Annotated in this window: 23 protein-coding genes and 2 pseudogenes; 15 read left to right on the forward strand and 10 right to left on the reverse strand. The window is 60.3% G+C overall.

What is annotated here, in order from left to right:
• Positions 1 to 6 precede the first annotated feature (6 nt).
• Positions 7 to 510: an outer membrane lipoprotein YfiB gene (yfiB, locus tag BLV61_RS19880; RefSeq protein ID WP_208604211.1), complete on the forward strand. Its 504-nt coding sequence runs from the start codon at positions 7 to 9 to the stop codon at positions 508 to 510.
• Here the strand turns inward: yfiB and BLV61_RS19885 are convergent.
• A complete protein-coding gene (locus tag BLV61_RS19885; RefSeq protein WP_047537174.1) occupies positions 507 to 1,454 on the reverse strand; it encodes a LysR family transcriptional regulator in 948 nt (315 codons plus the stop codon). The two genes, yfiB and BLV61_RS19885, sit on opposite strands and share 4 nt — an antisense overlap.
• 150 nt (positions 1,455 to 1,604) lie before the next feature.
• Here BLV61_RS19885 and BLV61_RS19890 point away from each other — a divergent pair, with 150 nt between their 5' ends.
• Positions 1,605 to 3,131, forward strand: a complete 1,527-nt coding sequence (locus BLV61_RS19890; protein WP_047537177.1) for a CoA-acylating methylmalonate-semialdehyde dehydrogenase — start codon at positions 1,605 to 1,607, stop codon at positions 3,129 to 3,131.
• A gap of 10 nt (positions 3,132 to 3,141) precedes the next feature.
• On the forward strand, positions 3,142 to 4,029 hold the full coding sequence (gene mmsB, locus BLV61_RS19895) for a 3-hydroxyisobutyrate dehydrogenase (protein ID WP_090467043.1): 888 nt from the start codon (positions 3,142 to 3,144) through the stop codon (positions 4,027 to 4,029).
• Positions 4,030 to 4,185: 156 nt separating this feature from the next.
• On the opposite strand, the gene BLV61_RS19900 is transcribed toward mmsB, so the two are convergent.
• From BLV61_RS19900 to BLV61_RS19915, 4 genes are all read right to left on the reverse strand, one after another.
• Positions 4,186 to 4,530 (reverse strand): cupin domain-containing protein, encoded by a 345-nt coding sequence (locus BLV61_RS19900; protein WP_030128140.1) that lies wholly within the window; start codon positions 4,528 to 4,530, stop codon positions 4,186 to 4,188.
• A 153-nt stretch (positions 4,531 to 4,683) separates the two neighbouring features.
• The gene (locus BLV61_RS19905; RefSeq protein ID WP_090467046.1) at positions 4,684 to 5,055 is read right to left on the reverse strand and encodes a MerR family transcriptional regulator; all 372 of its coding nucleotides are present in this window, start codon (positions 5,053 to 5,055) and stop codon (positions 4,684 to 4,686) included.
• Between the two features lie 63 nt (positions 5,056 to 5,118).
• The gene (locus tag BLV61_RS19910; RefSeq protein ID WP_090467048.1) at positions 5,119 to 5,694 is read right to left on the reverse strand and encodes an NAD(P)H-dependent oxidoreductase; all 576 of its coding nucleotides are present in this window, start codon (positions 5,692 to 5,694) and stop codon (positions 5,119 to 5,121) included.
• A 46-nt stretch (positions 5,695 to 5,740) separates the two neighbouring features.
• Complete coding sequence (locus BLV61_RS19915) at positions 5,741 to 6,625, reverse strand: LysR substrate-binding domain-containing protein (protein WP_090467050.1); 885 nt, start codon at positions 6,623 to 6,625, stop codon at positions 5,741 to 5,743.
• A gap of 341 nt (positions 6,626 to 6,966) precedes the next feature.
• Between BLV61_RS19915 and BLV61_RS19920 the strand changes: the two genes are divergently transcribed.
• Positions 6,967 to 7,731, forward strand: a complete 765-nt coding sequence (locus BLV61_RS19920; RefSeq protein WP_047537194.1) for a sulfite exporter TauE/SafE family protein — start codon at positions 6,967 to 6,969, stop codon at positions 7,729 to 7,731.
• Here BLV61_RS19920 and BLV61_RS19925 read toward each other — a convergent pair.
• Entirely contained in the window at positions 7,721 to 8,035 is a 315-nt protein-coding gene (locus BLV61_RS19925; protein ID WP_047537197.1) for a putative quinol monooxygenase, read from the reverse strand. The genes BLV61_RS19920 and BLV61_RS19925 overlap by 11 nt on opposite strands.
• Before the next feature lie 162 nt (positions 8,036 to 8,197).
• On the opposite strand from BLV61_RS19925, the gene mdaB reads away from it, so the two are divergent.
• The 8 genes and pseudogenes from mdaB (at position 8,198) to BLV61_RS19960 (ending at position 15,641) form a co-directional block, all read left to right on the forward strand.
• Positions 8,198 to 8,788 (forward strand): NADPH:quinone oxidoreductase MdaB, encoded by a 591-nt coding sequence (gene mdaB / locus BLV61_RS19930; protein WP_047537199.1) that lies wholly within the window; start codon positions 8,198 to 8,200, stop codon positions 8,786 to 8,788.
• A gap of 72 nt (positions 8,789 to 8,860) precedes the next feature.
• Complete coding sequence (locus BLV61_RS19935) at positions 8,861 to 9,772, forward strand: LysR family transcriptional regulator (protein WP_090467052.1); 912 nt, start codon at positions 8,861 to 8,863, stop codon at positions 9,770 to 9,772.
• Positions 9,773 to 9,875: 103 nt separating this feature from the next.
• Positions 9,876 to 10,769, forward strand: coding sequence for an NAD-dependent epimerase/dehydratase family protein (locus BLV61_RS19940; protein WP_090467054.1), 894 nt, complete (start codon positions 9,876 to 9,878; stop codon positions 10,767 to 10,769).
• Between the two features lie 243 nt (positions 10,770 to 11,012).
• Entirely contained in the window at positions 11,013 to 11,975 is a 963-nt protein-coding gene (locus tag BLV61_RS19945; protein ID WP_090462387.1) for an IS110 family transposase, read from the forward strand.
• Positions 11,976 to 12,134: 159 nt separating this feature from the next.
• Positions 12,135 to 13,580, forward strand: a complete 1,446-nt coding sequence (locus BLV61_RS19950; protein ID WP_090467056.1) for a SulP family inorganic anion transporter — start codon at positions 12,135 to 12,137, stop codon at positions 13,578 to 13,580.
• A gap of 34 nt (positions 13,581 to 13,614) precedes the next feature.
• A pseudogene (locus BLV61_RS30995) lies at positions 13,615 to 13,695 on the forward strand (MurR/RpiR family transcriptional regulator); the annotation flags it as partial.
• 1 nt (position 13,696) lies between these two features.
• Positions 13,697 to 15,154 (forward strand): N-acyl-D-amino-acid deacylase family protein, encoded by a 1,458-nt coding sequence (locus BLV61_RS19955; RefSeq protein WP_090467059.1) that lies wholly within the window; start codon positions 13,697 to 13,699, stop codon positions 15,152 to 15,154.
• Between the two features lie 118 nt (positions 15,155 to 15,272).
• Positions 15,273 to 15,641, forward strand: coding sequence for a glyoxalase superfamily protein (locus BLV61_RS19960; RefSeq protein ID WP_047537209.1), 369 nt, complete (start codon positions 15,273 to 15,275; stop codon positions 15,639 to 15,641).
• A 119-nt stretch (positions 15,642 to 15,760) separates the two neighbouring features.
• Here the strand turns inward: BLV61_RS19960 and BLV61_RS32160 are convergent, their stop codons facing one another.
• Both BLV61_RS32160 and BLV61_RS32165 read right to left on the reverse strand, forming a co-directional pair.
• On the reverse strand, positions 15,761 to 16,624 hold the full coding sequence (locus BLV61_RS32160) for a methyl-accepting chemotaxis protein (RefSeq protein ID WP_404943280.1): 864 nt from the start codon (positions 16,622 to 16,624) through the stop codon (positions 15,761 to 15,763).
• A gap of 42 nt (positions 16,625 to 16,666) precedes the next feature.
• Positions 16,667 to 17,953: pseudogene (locus BLV61_RS32165) on the reverse strand (methyl-accepting chemotaxis protein); the annotation flags it as partial.
• A 19-nt stretch (positions 17,954 to 17,972) separates the two neighbouring features.
• On the opposite strand from BLV61_RS32165, the gene pmrG reads away from it, so the two are divergent.
• Positions 17,973 to 18,644, forward strand: coding sequence for a lipopolysaccharide core heptose(II)-phosphate phosphatase PmrG (pmrG, locus tag BLV61_RS19970; protein ID WP_090467063.1), 672 nt, complete (start codon positions 17,973 to 17,975; stop codon positions 18,642 to 18,644).
• Between the two features lie 26 nt (positions 18,645 to 18,670).
• Positions 18,671 to 19,501: a phosphatase PAP2 family protein gene (locus tag BLV61_RS19975; protein WP_090467065.1), complete on the forward strand. Its 831-nt coding sequence runs from the start codon at positions 18,671 to 18,673 to the stop codon at positions 19,499 to 19,501.
• A gap of 51 nt (positions 19,502 to 19,552) precedes the next feature.
• Here the strand turns inward: BLV61_RS19975 and BLV61_RS19980 are convergent, their stop codons facing one another.
• Entirely contained in the window at positions 19,553 to 20,992 is a 1,440-nt protein-coding gene (locus BLV61_RS19980; protein WP_090467068.1) for an ArnT family glycosyltransferase, read from the reverse strand.
• An 83-nt stretch (positions 20,993 to 21,075) separates the two neighbouring features.
• Positions 21,076 to 21,663, reverse strand: a complete 588-nt coding sequence (gene rimJ / locus BLV61_RS19985; protein ID WP_090467070.1) for a ribosomal protein S5-alanine N-acetyltransferase — start codon at positions 21,661 to 21,663, stop codon at positions 21,076 to 21,078.
• Between the two features lie 443 nt (positions 21,664 to 22,106).
• Between rimJ and BLV61_RS19990 the strand changes: the two genes are divergently transcribed.
• Entirely contained in the window at positions 22,107 to 23,039 is a 933-nt protein-coding gene (locus BLV61_RS19990; RefSeq protein WP_047537227.1) for an NAD-dependent epimerase/dehydratase family protein, read from the forward strand.
• The last annotated feature ends 46 nt before the right edge of the window (positions 23,040 to 23,085 follow it).

The raw sequence follows: 23,085 nt of genomic DNA on the forward strand, positions 1-23,085 counted from the left end.
TTTCCCGTGTTCTCACTCATTCAGCGTTCCCGGCGACTGTTCACGATCACCCTGGTAATGGCGATCCTGACCCTGACGGGTTGCCAGTCGGTACCGCAAAAAGGTCTGACTCCGGCGCAGATTGCCGTGCTCAAGCAGGAAGGTTTCAAACTGACCGATGAAGGCTGGGCGTTCGGCCTGTCCGGCAAAGTGCTGTTTGGCAGTGATATCGACAGCCTCAACCCGCAGAGCACCACGATCGTCGAGCGCATTGGCAAATCGTTACTGGGTGTCGGGATCGAGCGCGTCAGAGTCGATGGTCATACTGATGCTTCCGGCAAAGAAGCCTATAACGAACAGCTTGCCTTGCGCCGGGCCAAAAGCGTCGCCACGGTGCTGGCCACCACCGGTATGAAACAGGACAACATCCAACTGCGTGGGCTTGGCAGCCGCCAGCCCGTGGCCTCCAACGACACGGCGGACGGCCGCGCGGAAAACCGCCGCGTCTCCATCGTGGTGAGCGCCAACTAATCGGCGAACAACATCTCCCGACTTTCCCCCATCAACAGCCGCTGATTTTGCTCAGTGACCGAACGGATGTAATCCCACAACAGGGTGATCCGCTTGAGCTTGCGCAGGTCTTCGCGGCAGTACATCCAGAACTGCCGGGTGATGTTGATTTCTTCCGGCAGCACCGGCAGCAGGCGTGGGTCCTGAGCGGCGAGGAAGCACGGCAGGATCGCCAGTGACCGGCCCTGCTGCGCTGCCACGAATTGCGCGATCACGCTGGTGCTGCGCAGATTGGCACTGGCGCCGGGCAACACGTTGGCCAGGTACAGCAGCTCCGAACTGAACGCCAGGTCGTCGACATAGCTGATGAATGAATGCTCACTGAGGTCGGCCGGGCGGCGGATCGGCGGGTGTTTGTCCAGGTATTCCTGGGTCGCATACAGCTGCAGGCGATAATCCGTCAGTTTGCAGCACACGTAGGGCCCGTGTTCCGGGCGCTCCAGGGCGATAACGATGTCCGCCTCGCGTTTGGACAGGCTGATGAAGTGCGGCAGCGGCAGGATGTCCACCGAAATGGCCGGGTAGGCGTCGACGAAATGGCTAAGCTGAGGCGTGATGAAAAAACTGCCGAACCCTTCGGTACAGCCCATGCGCACATGCCCGGACAACGCCACCCCGGAGCCCGACACCTGCTCGCAGGCCATGTGCAACGTGCTTTCGATCGACTCGGCGTACCCCAGCAATCGCTGGCCTTCGGCGGTCAGGACGAAGCCGCTGGTCCGGGACTTCTCGAACAGCAACGTCCCCAATGACGCTTCCAGCGAACTGATGCGCCGCGACACGGTGGTGTAGTCGACGGCCAGGCGTTTGGCCGCGGTACTGGCCTTGCGGGTTCGGGCGACTTCGAGGAAAAACTTGAGGTCATCCCAGTTCAGGGAGCCTAAGGACGTGATGTTTTTTTGCATGATGGACCGGCTTTTATGTGCGTTCTTATTAGAAGTTTGCACATCTATACTCCAAAAACAGTCCCACAACCAATTCGCGACACACGCCTCATCGCAAGGCGACTTTTTCGCCTTGGCTCCCACGATAAAAACAAACATCCGGAGACCCACATGAACGCTTCGCTTACGCCTAACGAAACCACGCTGCACAAGGTCAAGTTGTTGATCGATGGCGAGTGGGTCGAATCCAAGACCACTGAATGGCACGACATCATCAACCCGGCGACCCAACAGGTGCTGGCCAAGGTGCCGTTTGCCACCGCCGAAGAAGTCGACGCCGCGATCAGCGCCGCCCATCGCGCCTTCCAGACCTGGAAGCTGACACCGATCGGCGCGCGGATGCGCATCATGCTCAAGCTGCAGGCGTTGATTCGCGAACATTCCAAACGCATCGCCGTCGTGCTCAGCAACGAGCAAGGCAAAACCATTGCCGACGCCGAGGGCGACATTTTCCGTGGCCTGGAAGTGGTCGAACACGCGTGCTCCATTGGCACCCTGCAAATGGGCGAGTTCGCTGAAAACGTCGCCGGTGGCGTCGACACCTACACCCTGCGTCAACCGATCGGCGTCTGCGCCGGCATCACCCCGTTCAACTTCCCGGCGATGATTCCGCTGTGGATGTTCCCGATGGCCATCGCCTGCGGCAACACCTTCGTACTCAAGCCGTCCGAGCAGGACCCCCTGTCGACCATGCTGCTGGTGGAATTGGCAATCGAAGCCGGCGTTCCGGCGGGCGTGCTCAACGTCGTGCACGGTGGCAAGGACGTGGTGGATGCGCTCTGCACCCATAAGGACATCAAGGCGGTTTCGTTCGTCGGCTCGACTGCGGTCGGCACTCACGTCTACGACCTGGCCGGCAAGCACGGCAAACGCGTGCAATCGATGATGGGCGCCAAGAACCACGCCGTGGTGCTGCCGGATGCCAATCGCGAACAAGCGCTGAATGCGCTGGTGGGCGCCGGCTTCGGTGCAGCCGGGCAGCGTTGCATGGCCACGTCGGTGGTGGTGCTGGTGGGTGCGGCCAAGCAGTGGCTGCCTGACCTCAAGGCGCTGGCGCAAAAGCTCAAGGTCAACGCGGGCAGTGAGCCGGGCACCGACGTAGGGCCGGTGATCTCGAAAAAGGCCAAGGCGCGGATTCTCGACCTGATCGAAAGCGGCATCAAGGAAGGCGCGAAACTGGAGCTGGACGGTCGCGACATCACGGTTCCCGGTTTCGAGCAGGGCAACTTTGTCGGCCCGACGCTGTTCTCCGGCGTGACCACCGACATGCAGATCTACACCCAGGAAATCTTCGGCCCGGTGCTGGTGGTGCTGGAGGTCAATACCCTCGACGAGGCTATCGCCCTGGTCAACGCCAACCCGTTTGGCAACGGCACCGGCCTGTTCACCCAGAGCGGTGCGGCGGCGCGCAAGTTCCAGAGCGAAATCGACGTCGGCCAGGTCGGTATCAACATCCCGATCCCCGTGCCGGTGCCGTTCTTCAGCTTCACCGGTTCCCGTGGTTCCAAACTCGGCGACCTCGGCCCGTACGGCAAGCAAGTGGTGCAGTTCTACACTCAGACCAAGACGGTCACCAGTCGCTGGTTCGATGACGACAGCGTCAACGACGGTGTGAACACCACCATCAACTTGCGTTAAGGAGCCGGACATGAAAATCGCTTTTATCGGTCTGGGCAACATGGGCGCGCCGATGGCGCGCAACCTGATCAAGGCCGGCCATGCCCTGCGCCTGGTCGACCTGAACAAAGCCGTGCTGGCGGAACTCGAGCAGTTGGGCGGCAGCATCAGTGCCTCGGCGCGGGAAGCGGCGGAGGGTGCCGAGCTGGTGATCACCATGCTGCCGGCGGCCGTGCATGTGCGCAGTGTCTGGCTGGGTGAAGACGGCGTTCTGGCCGGTATCGGCAAAGGCGTACCGGCTGTGGATTGCAGCACCATCGACCCGCAGACCGCGCGTGACGTGGCTGCCGCTGCTGCCAAGCAAGGCGTGGCCATGGCCGATGCCCCGGTGTCCGGCGGCACGGGTGGCGCAGCCGCCGGGACGTTGACCTTCATGGTCGGCGCCACCGCGGAACTGTTCGCCACCCTGCAACCGGTACTCGCACAAATGGGCCGCAACATCGTCCATTGCGGTGAGGTCGGCACCGGGCAAATCGCTAAAATCTGCAACAACCTGCTGCTGGGGATATCCATGGTCGGCGTCAGCGAAGCCATGGCCCTGGGCGATGCCCTGGGCATCGACACCAAGGTGCTGGCGGGCATCATCAACAGCTCCACCGGGCGTTGCTGGAGTTCGGAGATGTACAACCCGTGGCCGGGCATCGTCGAAACGGCGCCTGCGTCACGCGGCTATACCGGCGGTTTCGGTGCCGAACTGATGCTCAAGGATCTGGGGCTGGCCACCGAAGCGGCGCGTCAGGCGCACCAACCGGTGGTGCTCGGCGCGGTGGCCCAGCAGTTGTATCAGGCGATGAGTTTGCGTGGGGAAGGCGGGAACGACTTCTCGGCGATCATCAACAGTTATCGCAAACCGCAATAATCGCTCGGAAAACCTGTGGGAGCGAGCCTGCTCGCGATAGCGGTGTGACAGTCGACGAAAATGTTGAATGTGAGTCCGACATCGCGAGCAGGGGCAGCATGGACCTATCGACATTTACCGGGAGATCACGTCGGGTGATCTCCCGGTTTTTTTGTATCAGGCAAACACGAAATACTTGCGCACGGTCTCCACCACTTCCCACGTGCCTTTCATGCCTGGCTCGATGACGAAAATGTCACCGGCGCGCAGGTGGATCGGCGCCATGCCTTCCGGGGTGATGATGCAGTAGCCTTCCTGGAAGTGGCAGTACTCCCACTTCACGTATTCCACATACCACTTGCCCGGCGTGCAGATCCAGGTGCCCATGATCTTGCTGCCGTCTTCGCTGGTGTAGGCGTTGAGGTTGACGGTATGCGGATCGCCTTCGAGTTTTTCCCATTTGCAGGCGTCGAGCACCGGCAGCGGGTGAGTGTCGCGAAGAACAGTAATCGGTGCGGACATGATGACTCCGAGCGTTAGGGAGAACTGAAGTCGCACCCTATAGCGCTTGGTGGTGCATCAGTTGTCTGTGCTCGACATCGAGGTATCCAGAAACGCAGCGGGCAGCGTCCGTCCGCGTAAGTCTTTCGAAGCCCTGATGCCGGCCGATGGTTATCAAAGACTGTCGAGCCGGCACTGTTCCTGAGCATTCTGCAAGCTCGCCTCTAAGTCCTCCAGCGCCCGGTGGCGTTGTTGGAGGGCGTCGATGTTGTCCATCAGCTCGCGTTTTTTGTCGGCGATGGCGACTCGCGCAAGTGCCCATGGAAAGGCCTCGCCCCGGTGCTGTTCGAACATCGCCTGCATTTCCTTGAGCCTGAAGCCCAGCTGTTGGGCACACTTGATGAACATCAGCAACTCGACGTGTTGCTGCGAGTAAGTGCGGTACTTTCCATGGCGTTGCGCGGGGGGCAACAAGCCGATGGCTTCATAGTGGCGGATGCTTTTGACGGTGCTTCCCGAGAGTCGCGCGGCTTGACCTATGTACATGAAAGTCCCTTTTTAAATGTCCCGAACAATGCGCCCGCAGGCCCTGCGCATTATCCGGGACATTCAATGAGCGGCGATAGCATGCACCTGTTCGAGCCAGGTCTGCCGTTGCGCTGCGCTGGCCCCGAGAATCGGCCCGAACGTGAGGGTTTTGGTGGGCTTGATACCGCAAAACTCCAGTGTGGTCTTGCGGACCTCGTGCAGCCCCGGCATGCGATAGATCCAGCGGTAGTACCAGGGTGGCGTATCCATGGTTACCAGCAAATGGGCGCTGCGACCGTGCAGCAGTTTGTCGGGAAAGGCCTTGCCTTCGCGGTACTTGAAGGCGAAACCGGGCAGCAAAACGCGATCGAAAAAGCCCTTGAGCAAGGCTGGAATCCCGCCCCACCAGATCGGATAGACCAGCGTCAGATGCTCGGCCCACAAGATGTCTGCCTGCGCCTGGCGCAAGTCCGCTTCCAGTGGTTGAACCTGTTGATAGCCTTCGCGCAGGATGGGATCGAAGTCCATTTTCCCGAGAAGCAATTGGCGCACCTCATGCCCGGCCTGCAGCGCCGATTGCGTGTAGCGCTCGGCGATGGCGGCGCAAAAACTGTTGCTCGACGGATGACCCAGAATCACCAGCATTCGTTTGCCCATTGCCGCTGTCCTTGAAGTTGAAAGCCCCAAGGGTAAAGTCTGCCCCTCAGGGGAGAGTCAAGGCATGCAGCAAGGCCTTGGCATAACCGGGCAGTGTCGCGAAATCCCTGGCGCAGAGCTGGAGCGTGCGTCGGGCCCAGGGTTCCTGCAGGGCGATGCAGTTGAAAGGGGCTTCCCCCGGCCAGCGTTCGACCGCCGCCAACGGCACAATCGCCAGTCCCGCGCCGCGAGCGACCATGCGCATCACGCCATCGAAACCATCCGCGCGGATGCGGATCTGCAAGCGCGCGCCGACGTGCAGCGCTTGCTCTTCGAGGTACACCGCCAACGCGCTGTTGGCGTTCAATCCAACGTAATCGTGGTGCAGTGTATCGCTGAAGGCGATCGACCGAGTGTCGGCCAGAGGGTGATGACGGGGCACGATCAACCCCAGTGGATCGTCACGAAACGGCAGGGTCTGCAGGTTGTCGGTGTCCACGGCGTCAGAGACGATACCGAGGTCGGCCGCGCCCTGACGCAAGGCATGGGTGATGCGGGCGCTGGGCAGTTCCTGCAGGTCGATGTCCAGGTTGGGATGTTCGCGCAGAAAGTCCGCGAGCAGTTCCGGCAGGTACTCGGTGAGCGCCGTGGTGTTGCACAACAGCCGCACCTGACCTTTGACGCCATTGGCGTATTCGGCGAGGTCCTGCTGCATGCGTTCAGCGTGTTGCAGCAAGAGCCGGGCGTGCTGCGCCAGCGCTTTTCCCGCCGGCGTGGGAGTGACGCCACGCCGGCCACGCTCGAGAAAATCAACGCCGATTGATGCTTCCATGGCACGGATTCGTGCGCTCGCCGCTGCCAGCGACAAGTGACTGCGCGCGGCACCGGCGGTGATGTTGCCGCTGTCGAGGATATTCAGGTGCAGGCGCAGGTCGGTCAGGTCGAAGTGCATCGTCAGCCTTTGGCTATCTGTTGTCTGAAGGGGACCCATCGCGAGCAGACCCACTCCCACAAGGGATTGGTGTCGTTCACAGGCCTCATGTAGGAGCGAGCCTGCTCGCGATGGACTTAAGAGCGCCGCGTTTAACCAGTAAACACGCGTTATCGTTAACGACCATCGCGGGCAGGCCCGCTCCCACAGGGGATTGGTGTCGTTCGCAAGTCTCATGTAGGAGCGAGCCTGCTCGCGATGGCGTCATTCGTTGGCCTCATTCCTCAGCCTCTTGTTTAAAGAGAGGCAGCCTCAGTATATGGCAGATTTTCAAGCGACCACGGCGGGCTCACCATGGCCCCATGAATACACTTGCCTCGTTTTACCAACATCTCGGTTTCACCCTGACATTACTGGTCATGGCGACCTTTCTGCTGGCCGGCACGATCAAGGGTGTGATCGGCCTGGGTCTGCCGACCATCGCCATGGGCTTGCTCGGTCTGGCTATGGCCCCGTCACAGGCTGCTGCGCTGTTGATCATTCCCGCGACGCTGACCAACGTCTGGCAATTGGCATTCGGCGGACATTTGCGCGGTTTGATCAAACGACTCTGGCCGATGCTGCTGGCGATTTTCATCGGCACCGGGGCCGGCACTGTCTGGATCGGCATGGCTGGCGGGCACTGGGTGGTGCGGGGATTGGGGGCGGCGCTGTTGCTCTATGCGTTGAGCGGGTTGTTTCTGCCGACCTTGCGCGCAGGTGCCCGCAGCGAACCTTGGCTCGGTCCACTGTGCGGTGGACTGACGGGCGTCATCACCTCGGCCACCGGCGTGTTTGTGATCCCGGCGGTGCCGTATCTGCAAGCGCTGGGCTTGAGCAAGGATGAACTGGTACAGGCGCTGGGCCTGTCGTTTACCGTATCGACACTCGCCCTGGCGGGTGGCTTGTTATGGCGTGGCGCGCTCGGTGGCGGCGAGTTGAGCGCGTCCTTGCTGGCGCTGATCCCGGCAGTGCTCGGCATGTGGCTGGGGCAATCGCTGCGCCAACGGATCAGCGCCGCGTTGTTCAAGCGCGTGTTCTTCATCGGCCTCGGCGTGCTCGGCGGCCACTTGTTGATCAGCGGCTAGCGGACGACGGGCTGATCATGTCGATGGCGCGGATCTCGAAATCCCGCTCCAGGTATTCGTCGCGTTGATCGAGGAACTGTTTCATGTGCGGCAGATTAGAGTGCACGTCGAGGTGGGCCTGGGACTGCCAGATCTCGTAGAAGATGAACAGGGTCGGGTCCTGTTTGTCGCGCAGCATGTGGTACTCGATGCAACCGGGTTCGGCGCGACTGGCTTCTACATAGCCGCTGAAAAAAGCTTCGAAGGCGTCGGATTTTTCCGGGCGGGTCTTGGCGTGCAGGATGAAGCCTTGCAGTTCACTCATCGAAAATGCTCCTCAAGTCAGAATGGGCATCAGTCTAAGTCAACAATCAGCCGTCGATTCGTGCTTGTGGGTCAAATGAATTTTGCGATGAAGGCGCTTATTCCACGCGAGGCGAATCGGTACGCTGCCGCCATCCATTTCTGACCCTTTCCGAGATCCCTCATGAAAAAAGTCCTGTTGCTCAATGGCGGCAAAAAATTCGCCCACTCCGATGGCCGCTACAACACCACCCTCCACGAAACCGCATTGAGCGTGCTGGACCGTGGTGGCGTGGATGTCAAAACCACGTTCATCGACGAGGGCTACGACATCGCGGAAGAAGTCGCCAAGTTCCTCTGGGCCGACGTGATCATTTACCAGATGCCCGGCTGGTGGATGGGCGCGCCGTGGACCGTGAAGAAGTACATCGATGAAGTGTTCACCGAAGGCCATGGCAGTCTCTATGCCAGCGACGGTCGTACCCGTTCCGACGCATCGCAGAAGTACGGCAGCGGCGGCTTGATCCAGGGCAAACAGTACATGCTGTCCCTCACCTGGAACGCACCGCAGCAAGCCTTTGACGACCCGACCGACTTCTTTGAAGGCAAAGGCGTGGACGCGGTGTACTTTCCTTTCCACAAGGCCAACGAATTCCTCGGCATGACCGGATTGCCGACATTCCTCTGTGTTGACGTGATGAAACGCCCGAACATCGAAGCCGATGTGGTGCGCTACGAGCAGCATTTGATTGAGGTGTTTGGCCTGAAGGCTTGAGGCTCCGCTACTATCGATAGCTGGAGCAGGCAACACAGCAGACCTGTGCAGGACTATCGATAAGGAACACACGTGAAAGCCAGATCCGATGAATTGCAGATTTTCGTCTGCGTGATTGAGTGCGGGTCGATTTCTGCGGCGGCCGAACAGGTTGGGCAAACGCCTTCGGCGGTCAGCCGCACGCTGTCGCGGCTGGAGGCCAAGCTTGATACCACGTTGATCAACCGCACGACGCGGCGCATGGACCTGACCGAGGAGGGCAAGTATTTCTTCGAACAGGCCAAGCTGATTCTCGATCAGATGGACGAACTCGAAGAGCGCCTGTCTTCGCGCCAGCAAACGCCGTCCGGGCGTTTGCGCATCAACGCCGCATCGCCATTCATGCTGCACGCGATCGTGCCCTACATCGATGAGTTCCGCCGGCTCTATCCGGACATTCAACTGGAACTCAACAGCAACGATCTGATCATCGACCTGCTCGAACAGAGCACCGACATCGCCATCCGCATCGGCACCCTGGCCGACTCGACCCTGCATGCCCGCTCCCTGGGTTGCAGTCCGCTGCACATCGTCGCCAGCCAGGCGTACCTGGAAAAGCACGGTACGCCCACCGCCGTGGCCGACCTCGCCGCCCACACCTTGTTGGGATTCACCCAGAACGAAGGCCTCAACCAATGGCCGCTGCGCTACGTGCACGGTGACCGCTGGCCGATCCAGGCCTCCCTCAGTGCCTCCAGCGGCGAAACCATTCGTCATCTGGCGCTGGAAGGGCAGGGCATCGCCAGCCTGTCGCATTACATGACCATCGACGACATCCGCGCCGGACGCTTGAAAGTCTTGCTGGCCGAGTTCAACAGTGGTTATCGCCAGCCGATCAACGCGGTGTATTACCGCAACTCGCAACTGGCCCTGCGAATTCAATGTTTCCTGGATTTCATCCAGAGCAAATTGGCGCTGTACGCAGCCGACGATTTCAGCGACTGATTCGTGACTCCTGCGCAAGAGTGAATTGGGTCAGCAGGGATTTTTCGTCAGGGATCGCTGCTTGATACTCGGTGCATCACTTATCAACGCAGGGAGTTCCTCCATGAATGTATTCGTCACCGGCGCCGCCGGCTTCATCGGCGGCTCGATCGCCACGGGCCTGATCCGCGCCGGCCATCGGGTCACCGGTCTGGTGCGCAGCGCCGAACAAGCGGATGAACTGACAGCGCTGGGCATCACCCCGGTCATCGGCACTCTTGACGACAGCGCACTATTGGCCGATCAGGCCCGCACCGCCGACGCGGTGATCAACGCCGCCAGCAGTGACCATCGCGGTGCGGTGCAGGCCCTGCTAGACGCCCTGCGCGGTTCCAATAAGGTATTCCTGCACACCAGCGGTTCGAGCATCGTCGGCGATGCGTCGGGCGGTAAGTCCAGCGATGTCATCTACTACGAAGACAACCTGCCGGAACCGACCGTCGACAAGGCTGCACGGGTGGCCATCGACAACCTGATCCTGGCGGCGGCCGGGGACGGCGTGAATTCGGCGGTCATCTGCAACACCCTGATCTACGGCCACAGCCTGGGCGTCCATCGCGACAGCGTGCAGTTGCCGCGTTTACTGAAACAGGCGCGTAAAAGTGGCGTGGTGCGCCACGTCGGGACCGGCCAGAACATCTGGTCCAACGTGCACATCGAAGACGTGGTGGCCCTGTACCTGCTGGCGCTGAGCAAAAACGTCCCCGGCACGTTCTACTTTGTCGAAAGCGGCGAAGCGTCGTTCATCGACATGACCACGGCGATGGCCGAGGTGTTGAAACTGGGCAAGCCGCAAGACTGGGCGCTGAAAGACGCCGAAGCCGAATGGGGTTATGAAATGGCCAACTATGGCCTGGGCTCCAACAGCCGGGTTCGCGGCAAGCATGCGCGGGAGTTGCTGGGCTGGGTGCCGAAGCGTACGTCGGTGGTTGAATGGATTCTTAACGAGATGGTGTGAGTTCGCGCTGGACCGCGTCATCGTTCATCGCGAGCAGGCTCGCTTGTATGTTTAGACTTGAAGGGGTGGGTGGGACTAAAGCTCGTCATCTGACTCTAGCCAGTACAGACCGTGGGAGACATCGTCCCACCCCTTCACCTAATGCGCCGATAAGGAATGCATCGGCTCGGACCGACGATAGCGACAAGCCAGCGCAACGGTGAACCCCGACAAGTTTCTAAACCCTAGCTCGGAGGGTGGGCCATGACAATCCTTGATTCGCAGGTGGTCGTTGGTGTGGATGTGGCGAAGGATGAGATCGTTGTCTATCGATGCGACGAAGAGAGCACTTTGATCGTCGCCAATGAACGATCAGCACTGAAAAAGTGGCTTAAGTTATTGCCAGACAACTGTGCACTGGCGCTTGAAGCGACCAACACCTACCACCTCGACACGACGGAAATCGCTCATGAACTGGGTCATGACGTTTACGTCATTGATGGCAGCCGCCTTAATAAATACCGCGATGGGATAGGTGTCCGGGCAAAAACAGATGCTCTGGACGCGGTCTTGCTGGCGCGTTATTTGGGCAAGGAGTCCGACAAGCTCAGGGTCTGGAGTCCGCCTCCCAAGGCTTACACGCAGCTCAAAAGCTTGCTGCGACGCCGGGCTGAGCTTGTTCGACATCGGGTGGCAATCAAGCAAAGTTGGAGGGACGAACCCTTGCTCGAAGAGGCGCTGGGTGAATACCTGCGCTGTGTAGAGCAGATTGAAAAAGGCATTCAGAAGGCGCTGAAGAACATCGTTAGCGAAGCGGGTATGGACGCTCAGGTAAAACGCTGCCAAGCCGTTGAAGGCATAGGCGTCCTGACGGCCACAGCGGCGGTAACAGCTTTCATGCGCGGAGAGTTTTCCGACAGCGATGGCTTCATCGCCTTCCTGGGAATGGATCCGCGAGTGAGACAATCAGGCAAGAAAGATCAGAGACGCTACTTGTCCAAACGGGGCGATTCGGAGTTCCGGCGCTTATTTCACAACAGCGCAATGGCTGCCAGCCGCTCACCAACCTGGAGACCGTTCTATCAGCGTTACCTGGACCGAGGCCTCAAAGGTACCCAGGCCTTGGTGATTCTGGCTCGCAAACTGGCCAGAGTGGTGTTTGCCTTGATGAAAAACCAAAGTGAGTACCAACCAAATTCTATGTTTGGGGGTTCCCCCCAAACATAGAATCTCCCACATTAGACCGCGCCGGTATGGAGAACGCGGTTCACTGTGGGAGCGAGCCTGCTCGCGATAGCATTTTCGAAGTCGCATAAACTGGCCGGGCCCCCCTCGATTCCGTAACATCCGCAAACTCTTTCTTGCGACTCCCTGTATGCGGTCCCCATGAAACCAAAACATCTACGCGCCGATGCCCTGGCCGGCCTCACCACGTCTTTCGCCTTGCTGCCCGAATGCATCGCCTTCGCGCTGGTGGCCCACCTCAACCCGCTGATGGGCCTGTATGGCGCGTTCATCATTTGCACCCTGACCGCGCTGTTCGGTGGTCGGCCGGGCATGGTCTCCGGGGCCGCGGGTTCGATGGCGGTGGTGATTGTCGCGCTGGTGGTGCAGCACGGCGTGCAGTACTTGCTGGCCACGGTGTTGCTCGGTGGCCTGGTCATGCTGGCGTTCGGGCTGCTGCGGCTGGGCAAACTGGTGCGGATGGTGCCGCACCCGGTGATGCTCGGCTTCGTCAATGGCCTGGCGATCATCATTGCCCTGGCGCAACTGGAGCACTTCAAAAGCGGTGAGGCCTGGTTGAGCGGTGCGCCGCTGTACATGATGATCGGCCTGGTCGCGGTGACGATGGCGATTGTCTATGTATTGCCGCGCCTGACCCGCACGGTCCCGCCAGCGTTGGTGGCGATTCTGGGCGTTGGCCTGGCGGTTTACCTGCTCGGCCTGCCGACCCGAACCCTGGGCGACATGGCGCACATCGCCGGTGGCCTGCCGACATTTGCCCTGCCGGACCTTCCCTGGAACCTGGACACCCTGCGCATCATCGCGCCCTACGCGATCCTGATGGCGCTGGTCGGTTTGCTGGAAACCCTGCTGACCCTGAACCTCACCGATGAAATCACCGAGAGCCGCGGCTACCCCGATCGCGAATGCGTGGCGTTGGGCGCGGCCAACGTGGTGTCCGGCCTGTTGGGCGGCATGGGTGGTTGCGCGATGATCGGCCAGACCGTGATCAACCTCAGTTCCGGTGGTCGTGGTCGCTTGTCCGGTGTGGTCGCCGGGGTGGCGATCTTGCTGTTCATTCTGTTTCTGTCGCCGCTGATCGAGCGCATTCCGCTGGCAGCTTTGGTCGGGGTGATGTTCGTGGTGTCGCAGCAGACCTTTGCCTGGGCCTCGCTGCGGGTGCTGAACAAGGTGCCGCTCAATGACGTGCTGGTGATCATCGCAGTGACGGTGATCACGGTGTTCACCGATCTGGCGACGGCCGTGCTGTGCGGCATCATCATCGCGGCCCTCAACTTCGCCTGGCAGCAAGCCCGTGAGTTGTATGCCGACACTCACGTCGAAGCCGACGGCAGCAAGCTGTACCTGCTGCATGGCACGCTGTTCTTCGCCTCGACCACACCCTTTCTCAATCAGTTCGATCCTGCCAACGACCCGTCCGTGGTGACCCTCGATTGTCGCCACCTGAGCTTCGTCGATTACTCGGCCATCGCCGCGCTCAAGACATTGCGCGAGCGCTATGAAAAGGCTGGGAAGCACCTGCGGGTGTTGCACTTGTCCGAACGCTGCAAGAAGCTGCTCAAGCGGGCGCGCGTGCAGCACGACTGAGGTCCCGCCCGTGGCAGGTGCGATGAAAGTCCACCATCAAGAACGTCTGCGGCGGATCAAACTCGCCCTGGACGATTACCGCGGCGGCGATGATCACTTGCCGTTGGGAGACTGAGATGATGTACGACACGCTGATTCGCAACGCGCTGATCATCGATGGCAGTAACAGCCCCGGCTACCCCGCCGACCTGGCGATACTGAACGGTCGCATCGAGCGCATCGGCGACCTGCGCGACGCCCGCGCCACCCAGAAGATCGACGCCGCCGGTCGCGTGCTGGCGCCGGGTTTCATCGACGTGCACACCCATGACGACACCGTGGTGATCCGCCAGCCGCAAATGCTGCCCAAGCTCAGCCAGGGGGTGACCACGGTGATCGTCGGCAACTGCGGCATCAGTGCTTCGCCGGTGAGTTTGCGCAGCGATCCGCCGGACCCGATGAACCTGCTGGGCAGCCGCGCCGCCTTTGTTTATCCGACGTTCAGCGATTACCGCGCGGCGGTCGAAGCGGCGAACACGACGCTGAACGTCGCCGCGTTGGTGGGCCACACCGCGCTGCGCAGCAACCATCTCGACGATCTGTATCGCACCGCCACGGCCAGCGAAATTGCCGCGATGCGCGAACAGCTGCGCGAGAGCCTGAAGGCCGGTGCGCTGGGACTGTCCACGGGCCTGGCTTATGCCAGCGCGTTTTCGGCGTCCACGGACGAAGTCATGCAACTGACCGAAGAGCTGACAGCGTTCGGCGCCGTCTACACCACCCACTTGCGCAGCGAATTCGAACCGGTACTGGAGGCCATGTACGAGGCGTTCCGGATTGGCCGTCATGCGAAAGTCCCGGTGATCATTTCCCACCTCAAATGCGCCGGCGCCGGTAACTGGGGCCGCAGCCCGCAGCTGCTGGAAGCCCTTGAGCGTGCCGCGCAAACCCACCCGGTGGGCTGCGATTGCTATCCCTATGCGGCGAGCTCTTCGACCCTGGACCTCAAGCAAGTCACCGACGCCCATCGGATCACCATCACCTGGTCGACGCCGCATCCGGAGATGGGCGGCCGCGACCTGATGGACATCGCTGCCGAGTGGAACCTGTCGTTGCTCGATGCCGCCCGCCAACTGCAACCGGCCGGTGCGGTGTATTACGGGATGGACGAGGCGGACGTACGCAGAATCCTCGCGCATCCGCTGTCGATGGTCGGCTCCGACGGTTTGCCGGAAGACCCGTTTCCCCATCCTCGTTTGTGGGGCGCGTTCCCTCGGGTGCTCGGACATTTCAGCCGCGACGCAGGACTGTTTGCGCTGCACACCGCCGTGCACAAAATGACCGGGCTATCAGCCGCGCGATTCGGTTTGAAGGAGCGGGGCGAGATCCGCGAAGGGCATTGGGCCGACCTGGTGTTGTTCGACCCGGCGACTATTCGCGACGTGGCGGACTTCAATGATCCGCAACGGGCGGCCGAAGGCATCGACGGCGTGTGGGTCAACGGGGTTCTGAGTTACTGCGACGGTCAGGCGACCGGGCGCAGGGCAGGGCGGTTTCTGGCGCGGGAAGGGGATTTGCGAGACGGGTTTGAGTGAGGTTTGGGCGTTGCATCACAGTAGTGGCACATTGAGATTAAAGAATGCCATGACCAAGCCGAATTGCTGAGGTACAGCCCGTCTACACGCCGGGCAATTTCCGTCTGGGAGCAACGCGATGAGCTTGGGCAAAACCACCCCGATCCTGCGGATCTTCGATGAAATCAAGGCCGTTGAGTTCTACGTCGACTTCCTCGGGTTCAAGATCGATTGGCAGCATCGTTTCGAACCCGACTCCCCGTTGTACCTGCAGGTTTCCCACGGTGAATGCGTGCTGCATCTGTCCGAACACCAGGGTGACAGCACGCCGGGCTCGGCCCTGCGCATCGAGACCGATGAACTGGAAGCGCTCCAGCAACAATTGCTGGCCAAGCAATACCCCTTCGCTCACCCGCAGATCCAGGCGATGCCGTGGGGCAGCCAGGACATGACCATCGCCGATCCGTTCGGCAATCGGTTGGTGTTTACCAATGCGATCAGTGTGTGAGCATGTGCGGTGACAATCAGATCGCCATCGCGGGCAAGCCCGCTCCCGCAGGGTACTCACTGAACCTGTGGGAGCGGGCTTGCCCGCGATGGGATCTGTGGTTCAGCGCTGATCCAGCGTCAGACCCGGAAGTGGCTCACCATCGCTTGCAGCTGATTGCCCAACCGCGCCAGTTCAACACTGGACGCTGCGGTTTCGTCGCTGGCCGCAGCGGTCTGTTCGGAGACGTCGCGCACGTTGATGATGCTGCGGCTGATCTCTTCGGCCACGGCGCTTTGCTGTTCGGCGGCGGCTGCGATCTGCTGGTTCATCGACTGGATGTTGGACACCGTGCGGGTGATGTTTTCCAGTGAAGCGCCGGCCTTGCGGGTCAGGGCCACGCTGCTGTCGGTCAGGACGCGACTGTTGTTCATCACCATTGCCACTTGTTGGGTGCCGTTCTGCAGACCCGCCACCAGGCTTTCGATTTCTTCGGTGGATTTTTGCGTACGCTGGGCCAGGCCGCGGACTTCGTCGGCCACCACGGCAAAACCACGTCCGGCTTCACCGGCGCGCGCCGCTTCAATGGCCGCGTTGAGCGCCAGCAGGTTGGTCTGTTCGGCCACGGCCTTGATCACGTCCATGACGCTGCCGATCTTGTCGCTTTCCTGTTGCAGCACGCCCATGGCTTCGGTGGATCGCACCACTTCGCTGGCCAGGCGTTCGATCTGGTCGATCGCTTCGGCCACCACTTTGTCACCTTCGCGAGCTTCACCGTCGGCCGCGGCTGCCGCTTGCGAGGCCTGCTCGGCATTGCGCGCGACTTCCTGCACGGTGGCGGTCATTTCGTGCATGGCGGTGGCGACCTGATCGGTTTCGACTTTCTGGCTGTTGACCCCGGCGCTGGTTTGTTCGGTCACGGCCGATAATTCTTCGGCAGCGCTGGCGATCTGGGTGACGCCGTCGCGGATGCCACTGATCAGGTCGCGCAGGGTCACGCCCATGCGCGCGATGCCTTGTTGCAATACACCGAGTTCGTCGCGGCGCGTCACCTGGACATCATGGGACAAGTCGCCGCTGGCGATGCGATCGACCACGGCCAGGGTGTCGCGCAGCGGGCCGGTAATCTGTCGGGTAATGACGACGGCGGCAATGATGCCCACCAACAATGCCAGCAATGTGCTGACCAGTTGCAGGGTGCGGGCGTTGTCGCTTTCGGCGTCACGGCGGTCGAGTTGAATCTGATACAGCGCCTCGCTCAGGCTGACGATGGCGGCACCCTCGTCAGTCATTTCCTTGCGTGCCTGCACCACGTCACCGTTTGCGGTTTTGTAAGCCTGCAAGGCGCTACGGTAGTTGCCCAGCGCGGTTTCCAGTCGCTGCAGGGCGTCTGGCTGAACGTCGGCGAAATGCGCGTTGAGCTGTTTCAGGCTGGCGATGGCGGCGTCCAGTTGGGCGACGGCCTTTTGCTCGGTTTCGGCGTTGGTGGTCGCGGTGTAGCCGCGTACTTCGTAGCGGGCCAGCAAGAAGGCTTCCTTGGCGGCGGTGATGGCCTGGAACTGTTCGAAGCGCTGATCGCCCGGCGGCAGTTGTTGCACGCGGTTATTGAGATCGTTGATCAGCGTGTTGGCCGTTTCAGCATTGGCGGTCATGGCATCGCGGGCGCTGCTGCCGGCACGGTAGGCGCCGCGCATTTTGTTCAGGGACGTCTTGTAGGCGTCGATGACGGTGCCTTGCTCATTGAGCAGCTTGAGGTTTTCCGGGCTCTTGAACTTCACCAGCAGCGCTTGTTGTTGAGCGGAAAAGGCTTCGAGGGTGGTCTGCACGTTCTGGGCGGTGGCTTCGTCGCCGTTGGTCAGCATGTATTGCAGGCGCGCCACGCGCAGCTTGGTCAGGCTGGCGTTGAGCTGGGTGATGTCGCTCATCCAGTTGCTGCGGTCAATCAAACTGCCCAGGCTGGTCCAGCCGGTCAAGGCGAGGACGCAAGTCAGTGCCAGAACCAGGCCAAAGCCCAGGCCCAGTTTCAGGTTCACGCTGATGTTGCCGAACCAGCTATTCATGAAAATTCCTCCAGTAACGCAGTGCTTCTTGATCGTGGTTGGCTGGAAGATTGTTGTTTTTGGGAGCCACCAAGCTATGTAAGCAGGGTGTATCGGCAGCGATTCCTGGAGCTGAAACGTTTTTTGAAATGGCTTTTGCGCGAAAGTGTTGCACTTTGTGTATGGGCCGACCGTGCGTCGGACCGCGCCAATTCTTAAGCTTTTTTTCACATGGGTTTCACCTGTAGACGACGCCCGCCTCTCTAGCCTCGCCGCATAAAAATAATGGTGCATGCCGGCGAGGCGACTAGATATGGAATTGAGACTCACTCTGTTCGGAGTAAAACGCTCGATCGACCTGAGCCGATTTGCCCGTTATCGCAATGCAATCGTGGTGCTGGCCTCGGCATTGCTGGTGGTACCCCTGATCCTTTTTCTGCTGCGGCCTGCCGCCGCGCCGGACCTGGCCCATGGTAATGTGGCCGGCTTTCAGGCATTGCTGGCCGGTTGGGCCAAGGGCGACATGATCGTGCTGGTACGTCATGTCGAGCGTTGTGATCACTCCAGCGCCGCCTGCCTGGTGGGCAACGATGGCATTACCGAACGTTCGCGTAGCGTCGCGGTGGAAGTCGGCAAGCACTTCGAGCAGTTGGGGCTGAGCAAGGCCGACATCTACAACAGCCCGATGCTGCGTACAGCACAGACAGCGGCCTACATGTTCAACAAGGTCGGCACCGGTGAGGACTGGCTGATCAGTTGCAAGGGCACTATGCTGCGCGACGCTTTGGCGCATAAAGTGGCCGGACGCAACCTGATCCTGGTGACCCACAGCGAATGCATGGAGCAGCTCGAGAAAGACCTCAAGTTGTCAGGCTCCACTCCGGGCTACGGCGCTTCGTTGTTCATTTCCGCCGAAACGCCACAGACACCTCGCATGCTAGGGTTCATCGACGCCTCGGACTGGCAATCGGTGACGAGTAAATGAATTCATCTTTTTGATCAGGACGCACGATGCAGAGTACTTCCCACCGTTTCTACTGGTTGAATTTCGGTATTCCGCTGGCCTGCGCCGCCGTGGTTTTCCTGATGTTCGACATGACGTCAATCGACATCGCGTTCAGCAATCTGTTCTTTGATCCGATTACCCAAACCTTCCCAATCGACCAGGTTCACTTCTTTGAGAAGCTCACCCACAAGTGGGCGCGGATCATTCCCAACTGGACTGCTGAAATTGCGTTGATCGGCGCGATCCTGTCGTTTGTCTGGCCATTGGTCACCCCGCAAAAACATCCGCGCCTGGGCAACTTTCTGGAGCGGACCAAAGCCGCCCCTGTGCTTCGGTTTGCCAGGGACCATCGTCGGGATTTTCTGTTTGTGGTATTTGCGTTCGCGATTTGCACGGGAGTGATCCATTTCCTCAAGTCGCATACCAGCGTGTACTGCCCGATTGAAACGACGCTTTACGGTGGAAAAATCGCCCACATCGAGTGGTACCAGAACTTCCAGCTGTTCAGGGAAGCAGGCGATGGCCGTTGCTGGCCAGGCGGCCATGCCTCGGGTGGTTTCACCATGCTGGCGTTGTATTTCGTGGCACGTCGCTACCGCTGGCGCTTTTCCAAAGCGGTGATGTACGGTTCGCTGCTGCTGGGTTTCGTCTACGGCACCACGCGTGTTCTGCAAGGCTGGCACTACATGTCCCACACCTTCTGGGCCGGGATCTTCGTGTGGCTGGCGTGTTTGCTGACGGCGCTGGCGTTTTACGGCCGGGTGCGGCTGGATCAGCCGGTTCTGCAAAAGCACGAGCGGCGGGTAGCTGTAGCGCAGGCTCAGGCGGCCAGTTAACTTCAGGCGCCGGATACGAAAAACCCGTGATCCCCAGGGATCACGGGTTTTTTATTGCCCGACAAAGTAGTAATGCTGTTTCCCGACCGTCATGGATTTGAGCACTTTCAATGGCGCGGGCGGTTCTGCATCGGCGCCAATGACCGCCACGTTGGAAGGCGACGCGGTCAGGAACTCATGCAGCTGCGCCTCGGTATCCAGTCCTTTGAGCACGCGGTGGGTGTAGAACACGCTGGCGCCGCCCAGTCGTTCGTTGGCCTGATACAGCGCGACTTGCTGACCGTTGGCCTGCAGGGCCCGGATCTGCTCGGTCAGCGGCAGGAACGACAATGTGCGATCGGCGTGGGGGAGCGCCCATTGTGCCGCGGCGAGGTAGCTGGCGATTACCACGGACAGCGTGCCAACCGCCACGCTGCGACGATGCCGGAGAATGCTGCTCGCCAGGGGCGAGACGTCTTGCCGGGCCTTCAGTTTTGCGTACAGGACGCTCGCGTACTCGGCGGCGATGACGGCCGCTGCCGGTGTCATCGACATCAGGTACACCGTGCGTTTACTCGACGCCAACGTCAGCATGACGAACTGGGCCAGTATCCACAGGGTGAAGAACAGCAGGTAACGGTTGGCCATCAGGCTTTTACGGAAATGCCAGAGCCCCAGGTACACCAGAATGTTCCAGGGCAAAAATGCCTCGGGCAGTTTGGCCAGGTAGTAGTAGATCGGTTCGAAATGACCGGCTTCCACGAAGGAGCCACTGAAGCGTCCGACGCTGTTGGTCAACAGCAGTTCCGTCACTGCCTGGATGCCGCCGCGCTGATACAGCAGCGCCAGCCAGATCATCAGTGGCAGCAATCCCAGCAGCGTCAGCAGCCCTGGACGAAGCCAGTGCGCCAGGTGCAGGCGCTTGTCCATCAGGCTTTCGGCCAGCAAAAAGGCGAAGATCACCACCCCCGGCATCGCCAGCCCCAGGATGCCTTTGCTCAAGGTGGCGATGGCGATTCCCAGGGCGAACAACAGCGCATTGCTCAGGCTCGATTGTCGGTGCCCCTGGAAGAACGCCAGTAGCGTCAGCGTCACACCGAGGGCGAGCAACGCGTCTTCGCCGACGCCACGCACGTTGCTCCAATAGCTGGCCATGGTCGCCAACAGCAATGCGGCGGTCCAGGCGAGGGTTGTTGGCCGGCCGAAGCGCCGCAGCATCGCGAACAACAGCATCACGCTGAACAACCCGGCAAAGGCCGAGGTCAGCCGCACCGCCCACGGCGTGCTGCCGAACGCGCCGATGGCTCCGGCGTCGAGCCACAGGCTCAGGGGCGGTTTTTCCAGGAAGGGTTCGCCGAACAGGCGAGGGGTTACCCAGTCGTTGTCCAGGTGCATTTCCATGGCAATGCCGGCGACCCGCGCCTCGGTGGAGCCTTGCAGCTGGTGATTGCCCAGGGCGAAGAAAAACAGCAGCACGGCAAGCAATAACAGTGAGGAAGTGGAGCGCGACATAGGCGTTCGGGGACCGGGGAGGGAGTACGAATCCCGAGCATACGAAGCGAATCCTTAACAAAACGTGAACGAGGTGTGAAAGCTTAGGAAAGCTGTCTTGACCAGCATTGATCAGGGTCTTCGTAGACCTTGCTGACCAGCGCCGTCAGCACATGATCCTGCCAGCGCCCGCCGATGTTCAGGTACGCCTTGGCATAGCCTTCGCGCTCGAAACCCAGGCGCTCCAGCAACCGGGCGCTGCGCTCGTTGTCGGGGATGAAGTTGGCCATGATCCGGTGCAGGTTCATTGTCTCGAACATGTAACGGATGCCCGCTTGCAGGGCTTCATGCATCAAACCCTGGCCCTGGTGGGCTTGGTCGATGTGATAGCCGAGGTAACACGCCTGAAATGCCCCGCGAATGATGCCGCTGAAATTGCATGCGCCGATCATCTGCTGGCCGTCGCGATCCAGCACTGCAAAGTGCACCGCGTAGCCGTCTTCGAAGGCAAAGGCCTGTTGCGCCAGGCGCGAGCGGATTTTTTCCGGACGGTAGTAGTCGTCGGGGCGAACCGGTGACCAGGGGGCGAGGTGTGCCTGATTGCGCTGGTAGAAGTCGCTTTCCAGCGCAGCCTGGCTGGGGCTGAGGATGGCCAGCGTCAGGCGTTTGCAGGGGAGGGTGAGGATCGTCATCGGGCGCTCGAGGTTACGGTGGACGACCCACAATTTACAGGCAAAAAAAAGCCCGCGGGAGGGCGGGCAAACCGTAGTTTCTTGAATGAGCGAGAAAAATGTACAGGTTGCGGCCAATCGATGGGGTGAAGAAAAGTTCATCTGTCAGAGGGTTGGCGCTCCCCCCAAGGCCGTACAAGTGATCCGGCACGAAATCTGGATAAATGTCGTCAAAAAAATGGCTGTTTTTCTATTGTTTTGAGGGTGATGAGAAAAATAGACGGTCTATTGACAGTCGTCGACCGATCTCCCATTATCGGCGGCGTTTTGATGGCCTACCGCCATAAAAATGTCACTCGCGACTGGCAAGTTTCACGGGGCATTCGCGACTGTGATGGCGCGAGCTCAAACCGTTGGCGGACTTCAAATCCAAGTATCCGCTTGATTTTTCAGGAAGAATTTTCATGTTTGTGGAGCGAATACTCGTTACTGGCGGTGCTGGTTTCATCGGATCACACCTGGTGGAAGCGTTGCTGGCGAAAGGTTACAAAGTGCGTGTGCTGGATAACCTGTCCTCCGGCAAAGTCAGTAACTTGCCAATGGATAATGCCAACCTGAACCTGGTCGTCGGTGATGTCGCCGACAGCGCTACGGTGGGTCAGGCCATGCGTGATTGCAGCGCGGTCGTTCACCTGGCCGCCGTGGCCTCCGTTCAAGCGTCGGTGGACGATCCGGTCAGCACCCATCAAAGCAATTTTGTCGGCACGCTCAACGTCTGTGAAAACATGTTGAAGGCCGGGATCAAGCGTGTCGTGTTCGCCTCCAGCGCGGCCATCTATGGCAACAATGGCGAAGGTTCGGCCATTGATGAAAACACCGCCAAGTCGCCGCTCACGCCCTATGCCAGCGACAAACTGGCCAGCGAGTATTACCTGGATTTCTATCGCCGCGAACACGGCCTGGAACCGGTGATCCTGAGATTCTTCAACATCTTTGGCCCGCGCCAGGATCCGTCTTCGCCGTACTCCGGTGTGATCAGCATTTTCACCGAGCGGGCGATGAACCGGCAGCCGGTTTCGATTTTCGGTGACGGTGAGCAGACCCGCGACTTCGTCTACGTCCTGGACCTGGTGAGCATCCTGCTCCAGGCGGTGGAGGCGAGCGAACCGCAATCCGGTGCGGTGAACATCGGCTTGAGCCGCTCCACCAGCCTCAATGATTTGATCGCTGAACTGGGCGCGGCCACCGGCAACCCCTTGACGGTGAATTACCTGGCGCCACGTCAGGGCGATATTCGCCATTCGCGCGCCAACAATGCGCGCCTGCTCGCACGCTTCAATCTTCCGGAACCGACGTCCATCGGCAATGGTCTAGCGCAACTTATCCGCAGTCTTTGATTCGGCCGGTTTTACTGCCCGATGTTCAAGCGGTAACGGTTCAGTC

Origin of the sequence: Pseudomonas mohnii (genome assembly GCF_900105115.1) — a bacterium.
GTDB classification, from domain to species: Bacteria; Pseudomonadota; Gammaproteobacteria; order Pseudomonadales; family Pseudomonadaceae; genus Aquipseudomonas; species Aquipseudomonas mohnii.